The organism is Microbulbifer hainanensis (assembly GCF_014904735.1).
Classification (GTDB): Bacteria; Pseudomonadota; Gammaproteobacteria; order Pseudomonadales; family Cellvibrionaceae; genus Microbulbifer; species Microbulbifer hainanensis.
Genome location: NZ_JACZCR010000044.1, coordinates 39,592 through 53,926, shown reverse-complemented (window position 1 = coordinate 53,926; position 14,335 = coordinate 39,592). Strand labels below are relative to the sequence as shown.

The 14,335-nt window shown below is 55.4% G+C and carries 10 protein-coding genes; all 10 read left to right on the top strand.

The window, feature by feature from the left end; genetic code table 11:
- The first annotated feature begins 22 nt into the window (after positions 1 to 22).
- The 10 genes from IG168_RS16955 (at position 23) to tssC (ending at position 14,230) form a co-directional block, all read left to right on the top strand.
- Positions 23 to 1,354, top strand: a complete 1,332-nt coding sequence (locus tag IG168_RS16955; protein WP_193165785.1) for a type VI secretion system contractile sheath domain-containing protein — start codon at positions 23 to 25, stop codon at positions 1,352 to 1,354.
- A 79-nt stretch (positions 1,355 to 1,433) separates the two neighbouring features.
- Positions 1,434 to 3,065, top strand: a complete 1,632-nt coding sequence (tagH, locus tag IG168_RS16950) for a type VI secretion system-associated FHA domain protein TagH (protein WP_193165784.1) — start codon at positions 1,434 to 1,436, stop codon at positions 3,063 to 3,065.
- 32 nt (positions 3,066 to 3,097) lie between these two features.
- The gene (gene tssJ, locus IG168_RS16945) at positions 3,098 to 3,712 is read left to right on the top strand and encodes a type VI secretion system lipoprotein TssJ (protein ID WP_319024744.1); all 615 of its coding nucleotides are present in this window, start codon (positions 3,098 to 3,100) and stop codon (positions 3,710 to 3,712) included.
- 67 nt (positions 3,713 to 3,779) lie between these two features.
- On the top strand, positions 3,780 to 5,117 hold the full coding sequence (gene tssK, locus IG168_RS16940; RefSeq protein WP_193165783.1) for a type VI secretion system baseplate subunit TssK: 1,338 nt from the start codon (positions 3,780 to 3,782) through the stop codon (positions 5,115 to 5,117).
- A gap of 2 nt (positions 5,118 to 5,119) precedes the next feature.
- Positions 5,120 to 5,995, top strand: a complete 876-nt coding sequence (icmH, locus tag IG168_RS16935; protein WP_193165782.1) for a type IVB secretion system protein IcmH/DotU — start codon at positions 5,120 to 5,122, stop codon at positions 5,993 to 5,995.
- Between the two features lie 51 nt (positions 5,996 to 6,046).
- Positions 6,047 to 9,586: a type VI secretion system membrane subunit TssM gene (gene tssM, locus IG168_RS16930; protein WP_193165781.1), complete on the top strand. Its 3,540-nt coding sequence runs from the start codon at positions 6,047 to 6,049 to the stop codon at positions 9,584 to 9,586.
- Complete coding sequence (tagF, locus tag IG168_RS16925; RefSeq protein ID WP_193165780.1) at positions 9,583 to 10,275, top strand: type VI secretion system-associated protein TagF; 693 nt, start codon at positions 9,583 to 9,585, stop codon at positions 10,273 to 10,275. Before tssM ends, tagF begins: the two co-directional genes overlap by 4 nt.
- A 641-nt stretch (positions 10,276 to 10,916) precedes the next feature.
- Positions 10,917 to 12,185 (top strand): type VI secretion system protein TssA, encoded by a 1,269-nt coding sequence (gene tssA, locus IG168_RS16920; RefSeq protein ID WP_193165779.1) that lies wholly within the window; start codon positions 10,917 to 10,919, stop codon positions 12,183 to 12,185.
- A gap of 39 nt (positions 12,186 to 12,224) precedes the next feature.
- Positions 12,225 to 12,746 carry a type VI secretion system contractile sheath small subunit gene (gene tssB / locus IG168_RS16915; protein WP_193165778.1) on the top strand — a complete coding sequence of 174 codons (522 nt, stop codon included), beginning with the start codon at positions 12,225 to 12,227 and terminating at the stop codon, positions 12,744 to 12,746.
- The gene (gene tssC / locus IG168_RS16910) at positions 12,743 to 14,230 is read left to right on the top strand and encodes a type VI secretion system contractile sheath large subunit (protein WP_193165776.1); all 1,488 of its coding nucleotides are present in this window, start codon (positions 12,743 to 12,745) and stop codon (positions 14,228 to 14,230) included. Before tssB ends, tssC begins: the two co-directional genes overlap by 4 nt.
- The last annotated feature ends 105 nt before the right edge of the window (positions 14,231 to 14,335 follow it).

The following is a 14,335-nucleotide window of genomic DNA, read 5'->3' as shown; positions in this document are numbered from 1 at the left end:
GGGGCATTGTCGCGCCCACCGTTTGACCAAAGATAATTTTGAGGCGCTGTTTGAGCGGCTAGGTGTAAGCCTGCAATTGCCGGTTATGGAGGCGCCCCTATCGCTACTCGAGTTCGACGATCTGCACCCGGATTACCTCTACAGCCGAGTGCCACTATTTAGACAGTTTATCGAGCTGGAAAAAAAGCTTTTACGTCCTGAGCAGTTCTCTCAAGCCGCCGAAGAGATTCAGCAGTGGCGCCCGGAACTGCGAGAAGCAGGAGTGCGAGACGCAAAGGCAGCGGAAAATCTGGCAGGTATGTCTCTGCTCGACAGTATTCTGTCTTCCAGAGATGCCCCGGAGTTTAACGCGGCTGCTCCAGAGGGGCAGATTGACAAATTGATCAAGGACATCGTGGCACCCTATGTCCAGGGAAGACCAGACAGGCGCCAGGAAACCTACTTGCAGGCGGTGCGAGAAGCTGCGTCCGAAGCCATGCGAAAGATCATGCATAACAGCGATTTCCGTCAACTGGAAGCCAGTTGGCGCAGCCTCCATTTTCTTTTGCGGCGTGTGGAAGATCATCCCGGCCTGCAACTGCACCTGATCGATGTCAGTAAGGATGAATTGCTGGCGGACCTGGCTCTGGCAGACGGCGACCTGGAACAGTCACAGCTGTTCAAATGCCTGGTCCAGCGAGAAACCGTGGCCGGCAACCGGCCCTACAACGTTATTCTCGGAGACTTTTTTATTGCAGATGAAGCGCGCGATCTCCACCTTCTTGTCGATTTGGCCACGATTGCGGAAGCAGCAGGCAGCACCCTGCTGTTGGGGGGGGATTCGCGCCTGGCCGGCTGTCCGTCCCTGGCCGGATCTCTCGATCCGGAGGACTGGCATTATCCGCTGGCGGAAGAGTTTGTCGATGGCTGGCAGGCAGTGAGGGACTATCCCGCCAGTGAATTTGTAGCGCTCGCTGCTCCGCGGTTTATGTTGCGACTGCCGTATGGCGAGGAAGCTGCGACGACCGACTGTTTCGACTTTGAAGAGCTGACCGCGGAGCACGGTCACCAGTACTACCTGTGGGGCAACAGTGCCTATCTGCTGGCACTATCGATTATTTCCGAGTACACGCAATCGGGGACTCCATCTCCGGTGACGGTCGCCTGTTTTACGGATCTGCCGCTGCACTTGCGCAACCTTCCCCAGGGGCGCTGGATGACGCCCTGCGCAGAGGCGCTGCTCACCGACCGTGCGGCTGCGCATTTTACCGGCGCAGGTATCAGTACTCTGCGCTCCGTGCAAGGACGAGACGAAATTCTACTTCCCAGCCTGCAATCGCTCGCAGGTACTTCGCTCAGGGGGCCGTGGGGCTGATTTTTTAAGGCTGCAGGACGCAAGCGTGACTTTCCGACTAGTCGGAAACCAATAAATTTACAGCGCGAGTCAAACTGAAATGGACTTAGTTCTCTCCATCGTGGCGGACCCCGAGGGCGCCAACATGCTCAAGCACACCAAGTTGTTTACCGCGGCGGGCGGCAGCCTCGGGCGCGCTGACAGCAATGACTGGGTGCTGCCGGATCCGAACCGGGTCGTTTCGTCGAGACACGCCACGATTAGTTTTGGAGAAAACCAGTATTTTGTCGAAGACCAGAGTACCAACGGCACTTATTACAATGGTGCCGCTGATCCGCTGGGCAAGGGGAACCGGGTTGCGTTAAAAGATGGCGATATGATCGCCATCGGTGACTATCAGTTAAGGGTGAGCGTGCGTCGCCCGGCCGCAGATCCCGGACTCCCGAAGGGGCTCGGCAGTGCTGATTTCCTCGACGGCTCAGACCGAACCACATTCAGCTCTGCGACCGCAGAAAAAATGCAGCACCAGGCGGAAGCCCAGGAACTGGATAGCTGGCTCGAGCCGGGTTCGCTCGGGCAAGGCTCCGGCACCGGCGAATGGGGCTATGTCGGCAGCCAGCCCGCTGACACGGACGATAAATTGCTGTCCCCAGAAAGTGAGCCGCTCGATCCGCTCGCCGGCCTGGGCAGTGGAGGGAATCGAGTATCTACCGCTCAATGGCAGGACGACGATGACTGGTGGAAAGATGGCAGCTCCCAGGATCACGCTCCTGCCGATCGCCACGCGATGCAGTACAGTGCCCGGGAAGCTGTTGTCGCAGAAGCGCCCCGTCCACCTGCCGAGGCACCGCTAGCACCGGAACCGGTCTCTGCGTCGCAGCCCCCGGGTCCGGCGCCAATGGACAACCCTTTTGCGGACTCCCTGGCAGTCATGCAGAGCCAGCAGATTGCGGGTGCCCCCGGTTTTGATTTGCCCCCTACCGGCGCTGGCGCGGCAGGCCATGGGCATGCGCAACAGCAAACGCCACCGCCGCAGCCAGGTGCTGCGGTATCCCCGCCGCAACAGCCTCCAATTTCGCAGGCGCCACCGACAGCGCAGGTACCACCTCCTCGGCCAGCACCGGCAAGCGATGCCCGCCAAGTACCGGGATCGACGGCGGACGCTGGCAGACTCGCAGCCGCACTGGGTTTGAACCTGAGCCCGGCACAGCAGGCGGAGTTGGACCACGAGGCCGCGGGCATCGTGCAGGAAACAGTAAATCGCCTGATCGACCTGTTACGCGCGCGGACTTCCATCAAAAACGAATTGCGCGTGCAGCGTACGATGATCCAGACAGAAGCCAATAATCCGCTCAAATTCAGTGCGACTGCCAATGATGCGCTAGCGGCAATGTTTGCCGGCAATGGCGCCTTTATGGCGCCGCAGCAGGCAGTCAGGGATAGCTTTGACGATCTGTCCGATCACCAGGTGGCGGTCCTCGCCGGTATGCGGGCTGGCTACGATGCCATGCTCAAATTTTTCAGCCCGGAAAATATTGAGCGACGGGTTAACAGTCAGGGAGGCGTTTTTACCAATAAAAATGCCAAGAATTGGGAAGGCTTCGTGGCGCTTTACCGGGAACAGGTAGCAGATCCGGAAGCGGCCTATCGTCGCCTGTTTGGAGATGAATTCGCCTCCACTTATGAGCACCAGTTATCCGAGTTGAAGAATGCCCGCTCTCTCAGTGAATAAATAACGCCAACAGCGAATGCCAGGAGTCCATCGTGACCTTTCAATCACTGCTTAAATTGCTACTCGTCGGTGTGCTTGCACTATTGGTAAGCAGTTGCCAGACCACGCGCCGAACACTGAACCTTGATACCAGTGTTGCCCTTGCCGTGGATATAAAAAACGACGTAAACCCCGATAGTGATGGCCGGGCATCGCCAGTTGTCGTGCGGGTCTTTATGCTTGCCGACGATCGTCAGTTTGCCCGGGAAGATTTCCTGAATTTATATGAAAACGCCCAGTCAAGACTTGGCAAAGATCTGATCAACACCGTGGTACTGAAGGAATTCGCTCCCGGGGAACAACGTGTCGAGACTCTGGATCTGACCCCGGAGGTGAAGTACATCGGCCTGCTCGCAGAATTTGTGCGCTACCAGGAGGCTGACGCGCTGATGGTGTTGCCCATTACCGATCACAAAGAGAACGAGTATCAGGTGGCACTTTCCGGCACGCGGATCGGAACACCGAAAGAAATTGCCATGCACAGGAAATCCTCCGATACACAGCGCAGCGGGGATCGCAAAGAGGGACAAAAGACCGTAACAATTTCCAGTGCTGAGTATGAGCGCATGCGCGCCCAACTGGAGAACATGGAAGAAACCGGACAGTAACAGGCATTCCAGTAAGACTTCGGCGCTGCAATTTGAAAGGAGCGCTGCGTTCCAGGAAGGAAAAACTATGTCAGCGAATAACAAGGTGATCTGGAACGAGGGAATGTTCCTGCGTCCACAACATTTCCAGCAGCAGGACCGCTATCTTGAGCAGTTGCTGGAGGCACGTACAAATGCACTGGGCCCGTATACCTGGGGGCTGGTGGAGTTGGCCATCGACAGTGAGCCGCTGGCCATGGGTAAAATTTCCGTCTCCAGGGTCAATGTAATTTTCCCCGATGGGACACCGATGCTGGCGCCGGAGAACGAACACCTTCCGGACGTACTCGAAGTCCCGGTCAATACCCGCGATGAAGTAGTATTCCTGTGTATCCCGATGCGCCGCCCGGGTAATCAGGAATCGGTGCGAGATCAGGAAGATTTCCCTCAGGCGCGCTATCAGACCAGCAATTTTGATGCGCGGAATAGTGCGTCGTCATCCGGCGAGTCCGCACGTATCCAGATAGGAAAACTGCGTGCCTGCCTGAAGCTCGGTAGCGAAGATCTGAGCGGCTATGCGGCCATTGGCATCGCCAGGATTCGCGAACGTCAGCCGGAAAAGCCGGTTGAGCTCGATGCGGACTATATTCCGCCGCTGCTAAATGCTGAGGCTTCATCTGTCATAAAGGCATATGTCGAGGAGATCAAAGGCCTGTTGGATCATCGAGGCGCTGCACTGGGGCACCGGCTGAGCGACAGCGGGCGTAGCGGTTCGGCCGAAATTGCCGACTACCTATTACTGCAGGTGATTAATCGCTTCGAGCCACTGTTGAGGCAATTGACGGCCCAGCCGCGACTGCACCCGCACAGCTTCTATCTGGAATTGCTGCAATTGGCCGGTGAGCTCTCGACATTCACGGCGCAAAACAAGCGGCCACCGGAAATTCCCATCTATGCACATGAAAACCTGCAACAGAGTTACGCGGGACTATTTTCGGCTCTCCGTCAATCGCTGTCGACGGTACTGGAACAGACGGCCATAGCGATGGAGCTCGTCCAGCGCAAGTACGGCATCTTTGTCGCCCCGGTGACAGATCCATCGTTGATCAGCTCCGCGAGTTTCATTATGGCCGCGAAAGCGGACATGCCCGGAGACCTATTGCGAAGCCGTTTCCCGGGTCAGGCGAAAATCGCTCCGGTCGAGGCTATTCGCGAACTCATCTCGGCGCAATTACCCGGTCTGTCGCTGCGGGCATTGCCGGTGGCACCGCGGCAGATACCCTACCATGCAGGATTTACCTATTTCGAATTGGAGCGCAGTGGCGAATTGTGGCAGGCCATGAAGCGCTCCGGAGGTTTTGCCGTTCACCTGGGGGCTGAATTCCCCGGGTTGACCATGGAACTCTGGGCGATTAGGAACAACTGAAAATGAGCAATGATAGCTTCACTCCGCCCCGCGCACCGAGTGCGGGAGACCGCACGGTGCTGGTTCCTACCCCCGGGGCGGCGTCAGTAAATCGTGCGGGTGCCGCACAGCAAGCCAACGCATTGACCGGTATCGACAATTCTCACGAAATCAGCGTGCGCAATAGTCTCAATCCATTGGTTGCGTCAGCTTCCAAGTTGCTGGCCGCGGTCATCAAACTGCGCAATACGATGAAGCACGATAATGCACCGGATCTGCACAAGCGCCTGACGAGGGAAATTCAGAGTTTCGAGCAGGAAGCGAAGCAACTCTCGCTCGCACCGGAGACGGTGCTTACTGCGCGCTATCTCCTGTGTACGGTTGTAGACGAAGTGGTCCTGTCCACGCCCTGGGGTACCGCCAGTGGCTGGAGTCAGCACTCGCTGCTGAGCCTGTTTCACAAGGAGACATTTGGCGGCGAGAAATGCTTTGCGATTTTGCAGCGGCTACTGGAGACGCCCGGATCGCATCTCGAGTTGCTGGAGCTGTTCTATCTCTGTTTAAGCCTCGGCTTTCAAGGAAAATATCGCCTGGTTCAGCGGGGCCACGAGCAGCTGGAGCAGATCCGCGACAATCTCTATCAGACCATTGAGCGGCACCGCCCATCTATGGAGCGAGATCTGGCCCCGCACTGGCAGGGCTGTGTCGAGCGCAAATCGCGTCTGATTCATTACATCCCCCTGTGGGTCATCGCCAGTGTGGTTTTCGGTGTACTGGTCCTCACCTACACCGGATTTCGCTGGTGGCTTTACCAGGGCGCGACACCGGTCGCAGAGCGTATTGTGACGTTGGCCGGCGTAGATAAATCGGAACCGGTTGAGACTGCGCCGAACCGGTAATCAAGGACAAAGACCGCCAGTGCCTTCCCAGCCTGGTCAATGGAGCAATGCATGAAACGCCTGCGCGATTTTTTTACCAATAAATGGGTAGTGGGGTTGATCGGCCTTTTGGCTCTTTCGTTACTAATCTGGTATGGCGCGGATTACATCAAATTTGGCAGCGACAATGCGACCCTGTCGCACAAGACGCGGTTGACGATTATTGTTTTCCTGTTCGCGGTCTGGATCGTCTGGCACCTGAGTCAGTGGCTCGTCGAACGTCGGCAGAATCGCGCGCTGATTGATGAAATCGAAGAATCGCAGGACGAGGCTGTTGATCCGGACGAGGCGCGCAGTCGTGAAGAGCTGGGCGCGCTGTCAAACCGTTTTCGCGAGGCGATGGAAGTGCTGCGCAAAGCCCGGTTCAAGTCCGAGCGCGGCAATGTTTCCCTCTACCAGCTTCCCTGGTACATCATTATCGGTCCGCCCGGTTCCGGGAAGACGACCGCGCTGGTCAACTCGGGTCTGGAATTTCCACTGGCCAACTCTCACGGCAAGGAGGCGCTAGGTGGAGTCGGTGGAACGCGAAACTGCGACTGGTGGTTTACCAATGATGCGGTCCTCATCGATACCGCAGGACGGTATACGACGCAGGACAGCCACCGCGTGCACGATAACAGTGCCTGGCAGGCCTTTCTCGGATTGTTGAAACGCTATCGTCGTCGCCGTCCGATCAACGGTGCGCTCGTTGCCATCAGTCTGCAGGATCTCATGGTCCAGACAGCAGAGCAGCGATTGCACCAGGCCAAGACCATTCGCCAGCGCATCGACGAGCTCCAGCGCGAGTTGGGCATTCGATTTCCTATCTACCTGACATTTACCAAGTGTGACTTGGTCGCGGGGTTTAGTGAGTTCTTTGATAACCTGTCCCAGGCCGAACGTGAACAGGTCTGGGGAGTCAGCTTTCCCGCAGAGACCAGTACGACAACCGGTGCGCCCCTGGATACTTTTGCAGAAGAGTTCGCGCAGTTGATAGAACGACTCAACCAGCGCGTACTGTGGCGGGTACACCAGGAACGCAATATCGAGAAACGGGCGTTGTTGCAGGGATTTCCCGCGCGGATGGAAAACCTACAGGGAGTACTCGCTGATTTCATCAAGCAGACTTTCGGTGCCAATCGGTACGATACGGTTCCGATGGTCCGGGGTATCTATTTTACCAGTGGTACCCAGGAAGGCAGTCCTATCGACCGTATGATGGCTTCAATCAGTGCGGACTTTGGACTCGAACGCGATATGGGCCAGAAATTCCAGGGCAGCGGTAAAAGCTTTTTCCTGCATCGACTGCTTAAGGACGTGGTTTTCCCCGAAGCAGAGCTGGTTGGTGTCAATCGCAAGATTGAGGCGGCCACACAGTGGTTGCGCCGCGGCGTCTACGTCTCCCTCGCAGTAGTGTTTGCTGGCGCACTCTTTCTGTGGACGGGGAGTGTCGCACGAAACAAGGTCTATATGGGGGAAGTCGACCGCCATATTGCCGAGTATCAGAAAGCCCAAGCAAGTGTCGGCGATAAATTCACTCCCATTGCAAGTCTTAAAGTACTGGAGCCATTGCGGCATGCCGCGTCTGTATACGAACGCGAGGACCACCCGTGGCTCAGCAACCTTGGTTTATACGATGATCGAGTGGATCAGGCTGCCGATCGGCTGTATCGCCAGCAGCTGACGCAGACATTTCTACCCGCGCTCATGCGTGATATAGAGCGGGATCTCACGCAGCTGGGCAGCGATGACCCGGCACTCGCCGGAACGCTAAAAGATTATCTGATGTTCTTTAATCCGGATAAGTTCGATACTGCTGAGCTGGAAAATTACTATACGACTAATTGGGAGCGCCAGTTAAGTGGTAAAGCCGACCAGCTGGCGCAGTTTAATGACCATCTGCAAGCCCTGCTGGCCGAACCCTTGCCGGCGACCCTCCAGCCGAATGAGCGCGTAGTCGCTCGAGCGCGCCAGCAGCTTCGCCGTGTCCCGGTACCCCAGCGGCTCTATGCGCAATTACAGCGTAGTGATCTTGGAGTGACACCGGTCGATCTGTACGGGGAGATCGGAGGTGATACCGAGCAGCTATTCGGCGTGGCGGCATCGGATCCGAAGTTTTCCATCCCTTATCTCTATACCAAGGCCGGTTATAAAGAACTGGATTTCGGCGCGGATTCTCCGCTACTAACACAGCTCTCGGATGAGCGCTGGATATACGGTGGCGAAATCAGTGGTGAGGAGTTCACCGAAGCGGATCGCAAGCAGCTGGGCGAAGACGTAAAACGTATCTACCTCAGTGAGTACCAGCAGCGATGGGACCAGTTCCTGCGCGGCTTCGCGATACAGCGCTTTCGTTCGACCAGCCAGGCACTGGACACATTGGCAAAGCTGGCTGACCCGGTCTACTCGCCACTCCTGGCGGTGGCAGAAATCACCGCCGACAATACCCGGCTGACACCGCGGCCGGAGCTGCCCTCCGGCGCCTCGGGTGTCGCGATGCCGGTATCAAGCACTACCAGAAAGCTGGGATCGGCGGCCGTCAGCGGCGCAGCCGGTGCACTGCAAGGACGCTTTCAACCCACTAGTGTCGATTTACGTTTTGAAGAGCTCCAGCGGCTCACGCAGAGTGAAAAGGGACGTCCGGCGCGGATACAGGAATACCTCGCTGCGATTACCAAGGTTCAGGAATATCTGACCGAAATTGATAGTGCCGCAGATGCCAATGAAGCGGCATTTGCGAGTGCAAAGGCCCGGTTCAGTGGCGGAGGGGGAGATGCCATCAAGCAATTGCGGATTAAGGCCGCAAACGCACCGGTGCCGTTTGATGGCTGGCTGAACGCAATTGCCGACAGCACTTGGGCGTTGGTAATGGCAAAAGCCAAACTCCATGCGGATCGAATTTGGCGTGATCAGGTGTACAGTAATTATGCGCGCAGCCTTGCCAATCGCTATCCGTTGCGCAGTGATCGCGACCAGGAAGTACCGGTGATGGAATTCAACAAATTTTTCAAGCCCGGCGGTACTGAGCAGGCATTTGTCAGCGAATACCTGAAACCTTTTATCGACACGCGCAACTGGAAAGTGAAATCCCTTGAGGGGCAGGGCTTGGGACTCTCCCAGACGGCTCTATCACAACTGAGACGCGCAGAGCGCATTCGCGATACCTTCTTTAGCGCTGGCGAGCAGGCGAGCTATTCGTTCCGGATTGAACCCACCAAACTGGATTCCAGTGTGCGACTGTTTGAGTTGGAAATCGGCGGGCAGCGTGTCCCATACTCCCACGGTCCAAGGACGCCTAAAAAACTGACCTGGCGTGGTGGGGAAAGTAATCGAGTACGGATTATTTTTGAAGATCTCAACGAAACTGTACACCGTCAGCATTTCGAGGGAGATTGGGCCTGGTATCGGTTGCTCGGCAGTTCAGATTTGGAATCCGGCCGCAGCAGCACTGAATATTTCGTGACCTTTGAGGAAGAGGGGCGCAAGGCGCAATTTCGTTTACTGGCCTCCGCTGCCAGCAATCCGTTTGACAGTACTTTACTGGGCGGCTATCGCTGTCCGGAAACCTTGTGATACAGAAGTCCAAAGTGCAGATTACTGGCGGATTGTACGGAAAACTCCCCGGCCACGGTGACTTTATACAGCGTCAGTTGCCGGGGAGTTTCGTCACTCCCTGGGATGAATGGCTGCAACGCGCCGTCTATGGGTCCAGAGAATTAATCGGGGAAAACTGGCTGGACTACTACCTGACCAGTCCGATCTGGCGTTTTGCCTTCACTGCTGGGGTGTTGGATGAGCGTTCGTGGGCCGGTGTATTGGTGCCGAGCGTAGACAGTGTGGGCCGTTACTTTCCATTAACTATGGCATCCCCGATTGGTGATGGTGCGGATCCGTTTTCCATACAAGCCAGGCTCGCTGACTGGTTTGTGATCCTTGCCGGACTGGCGCTGGAAGCATTGCAGAACACGCTACAGGCGGACCAGTTGATCGAAAGGTTTCCTGTGCAGTGCGTTAGCGATTTTTCCGCGGCAGCTGTCGCAAATAACCGAGGGGCGATTTTAGCTTCTGGTGAAGATGGATCAGAGATCTCCTGCCTTTATCCGACACTCCTACATCGGCTTTACGGCAGAGAGAATTCCAGTTACAGCCTTTGGTGGTGCCCAGGCTCACCCCAGTTGGCGCCTACGACATTGTTGAGTCCATCCCTGCCAGATCCAGCTCTTTATTGCACTATGCTGGGCGCTCCGGCCATACAAATGTAGTGGTGGGAGGAGGTTGGAAAGCTAAGTAAGAATGCCAGAATATAGAAAGGACTTTTGCAGGTGTACTAAAAGCATGGCTGTTGAAGTTGTACGATTGTAATGCTTTGTAATGAGGTTTTCTCCGGGATTGCAGGAGAAATTAAATTAAATAATTTAAAATTGCATCGCGAATACCGTCTATATAGGTAGGCGTATTAGGTGGTCCGTAAAAATAACATGACTTATGTGGTACTACTGTTTTGAATCATTGGTGGCTAAAGGTTAGCTAAATAGTTTTGGCAGCTAAATTCATTTGTAGTGCATCGTTGTTATTTTGTATCCAGCGGCCATTAACATTTAGTAGAATCACTTCAGTTAAGACTCGTGTTGAGCTAATTAAAATATTTTTGTGTAAGTCGCGCCTTAGATGATTTGTGATCGGATCGGAAAATATTCCGGTGCGAACAGGTGCAACCATAGAGAGAGCCCAGATTTTGCGAGAGATTCCAGAAATGGGACAGGGGTGCTGAATTTGGTGTCATTGTATTAAATATAAAGTGCAATCCGGCTCTGGATGCTGCTGGATTTTTCCCGGGATTTTTCCCGGGATTTTTTGCCGTTCCCGGGTTATCAAGGAAAAATTTGAATAAAAAGGACTTTTCATGGCATTCCCGTACGTGATCAATATTGACGATCTGGCGGCAGAAATTTCTCCTGATCAGCCCTCTGGCTGTGATATCCGCGAGGACCGCTCGCCAACCTCCGACTATTACACCATCAAGGATGCACGCAATAGTGCCCGAGCCGCTGAGCGCTCGGCCATGTTCGATGAGAGCGATGCGGACTTGCTGGCCCCCTGGCGCGATGTTTCCAAAACAGCCGAAAAAATCCTCAAAGGACAGAGCAAAGACCTGGAAGTTGCCAGTTGGTATACCGAGGCCCTGATAAGGCTGCACGGCTTTACCGGGTTGCGCGATGGCTTCGCGCTGATCGACCGGCTGGTAGCGGAATATTGGGAGGGGCTCTATCCGGAACCGGATGAAGATGGACTGGAGACCAAAGTAGCACCACTGTCGGGGTTAAATGGTGATGGCGGTGACGGTACGTTGATGCTGCCAATTCGCAGTGCCGACATAACCCCTGAAGGCGACTATGGGGCCTATTCCTTCTTCCAGTACCAGCAGGCAAGAGACGCCGATCGTATCGCGGATGACGATGCGAAGGCCGCGCGACTGGAGACGCTGGGCTACAGCCTCTCTGATATAGAGCAATGCGTAATCACTGCTAGCAGTGATTGGGCCGCCAGCCTGGTGGCTACGATTGAAGAAGCTGCCACTCATTTCAAGAATATCAGCGATACCCTCAGGAAAAGCTGTGGTCACGACGCCCCGCCGACGAGCAATATCACCGCATTACTCGACGAAGTTTTGCGTACCGCTCGCTTTATCTATAAAGACCAGCTGGAAGCGATCGCCGACTCGATGGAGGTGGACGATTCAGTAAACAGTGGAGATCTGTCAATGACTAATGCCACTGCAACGGCCCCGGGAGCCTCCGCTAGTGCTGGTCCGGTTTCATCCCGCGAGACTGCACTGGGGTTACTTGAAGAGGTGGCACGCTATTTTCGCACTTATGAACCGCATACGCCGCTGGCGCCCGGCCTGGAGCGCCTGATTAGCTGGGGGCGGATGACGGTATCTGAACTGATGACGGAATTGTTGCCAGATGACCAGTCGCGCGCTGTTTACTCACAGTTGACCGGTGTCATGTTGGACGGTTCCGACACCAGGCGCTATGTGGCGCCGCCGGCGGCGTCGCACACGCCGGCATCGACCCCGGCAGTCTCCGGGGCCGCCAAGCCCGCAGAGTCGACACCCGCTCAGACAGACTGGTCTGAAGAGCCGCAAACTGAGACCGGCGTGAGCTGGTAGATATTTCAATAGTTCCCAATTGAGGAAAGGAGATCCGAGATGTCCGAGAGCATTCACAGCAAGTTGAAGCGCGTGCGTAAGCCGCGTGTCCATATTACTTACGATGTCGAAACGAACGGTGCTGAAGTCAAGAAAGAGTTGCCATTTGTCGTCGGTGTGATGGGTGACTATTCCGGTGACAATACTGAGAACCGCAAAGCGCTCAAAGAGCGAAAGTTCGTGCAAATTGATCGCGACAACTTTAACGATGTCATGGCAAAGGTAAACCCCAAGCTCGGCCTGCAGGTGGAGAATACCCTGGCCGGCGATGGCAGCAAAATGGCGGTGGACCTGGACTTCAACCACATGGACGACTTCTCCCCGGAACAGATCGTCGAGCAGGTCGAGCCGCTGAAGCAGTTACTGGAAGCGCGCAGCAAACTGCGTGATCTCCTGAGTAAAGCGGATCGTTCCGAAGAACTGGAAAAAGTCCTGGAGGACATCCTCAAGAGCACCGATAACGTCGGCGCCATCAAGGAGCAGCTGGGTCTCGGCGAAGAACAGGGAGAGGACGCAGAATGAGCACCGAAGTCGAAAATGTAGCGGAAAGTGAAGCGGAAGAGCAGTCGGTAAGTCTCCTGGAGCAGGCGATTTCCGCAACCAAGCAGACGGCACCGGAAGAGGCGCAGGACCTGCTGGCCAATCTCACCCAGCAGGTTCTGAAAGGTACGGTTACCTGGGACCGGAACCTGACCCAGACGATCAACAAGGCTGTTAAGGCTATTGATGAAGCCATGTCCAAACAGCTTTCGGCGATTCTGCACGATGAAAAACTGCAGAAGCTGGAGGGCTCCTGGCGCGGCCTCAACCACCTGGTCATGAACAGCGAAACCGGTGCAACACTCAAGATCCGCATGATGAACCTGAGCAAGCGTGAATTGTTCCGCGACCTCGACAAGGCGGTTGAGTTTGACCAGAGTCAGACTTTCAAAAAGATTTACGAAGAGGAATTCGGCACCGCCGGTGGTGAGCCCTACGGCTGCATGATTGGTGATTATGAATTCACCAGCCACCCGGAGGACATCGAACTGCTGAGTAAAATGTCCAACGTGGCCGCAGCAGGTTTCTGCCCATTCATCTCGGCGGCGGGAGCCGGAATGTTTGGATTCAGTGACTTCACCGAATTGTCGAAGCCCCGTGATCTGGGTGGCATTTTCGAATCCGGGGAGTACATCAAGTGGCGGAGCTTCCGCGACAGCGATGATTCACGTTTTGTCACCCTTGTGATGCCGAGAAGCCTGGCGCGTACACCATACGGTTCCAATACCAAACCCATCGAATCTTTTAATTTTGAAGAGTTTGAGGTGGATGAGTCCGGCGTCTCTCGTCCGGCGGAGCATAACCAATACTGCTGGATGAATGCAGCCTATGTTATGGGCACCACCATGACCAAAGCCTTCGCGGAGAATTCCTGGTGTACAGCAATCCGCGGTGCAGAGGGCGGTGGTAAAGTCGAGGGACTGCCGACGCATCTCTTCAAGAGTGACGACGGGGATCTCGACCAGAAATGCCCGACGGAGATCGGTATTACCGATCGTCGCGAAGCCGAACTCAGTGCCCAGGGTTTTCTCCCTCTTTGCCACTACAAAAACACTGATTACTCAGTATTTTTTGGTTCTCAAAGCGCGCAGAAGCCGAAAGTATTTGACGACCCCGATGCAACGTCCAACTCGGCAATTTCCGCCAGGCTGCCTTACCTGATGGCCACTTCACGTATCGCGCACTACCTCAAGGTCATGGCGCGCGACAAGGTGGGATCCTTTATGGAGGCTGGTGATTGTGAGCGCTGGCTGAACAAATGGATCATCCAGTACACCAACTCCAACCCCGATGCCAGTCCCGAGATGAAAGCCAAATACCCGCTCGCGGACGCGCGGGTAGAGGTGAAAGAAATCCCGGGTCAGCCGGGATGTTATAGCGCTGTGGCTTATCTCAAACCGTGGTTGCAGATGGAAGAATTGACAACTTCCATGCGTATGGTTGCGAATATTCCTACTGCCGGTTAAGCGCACAGGCGGTCCGCCCATCTGGCGGGCCGCTTCTCCTTATGATGACTCATATTAAGTGGCAGAGGGTACGAATTTGTCCTGTCTGTCTATTCTCTGGGGGCA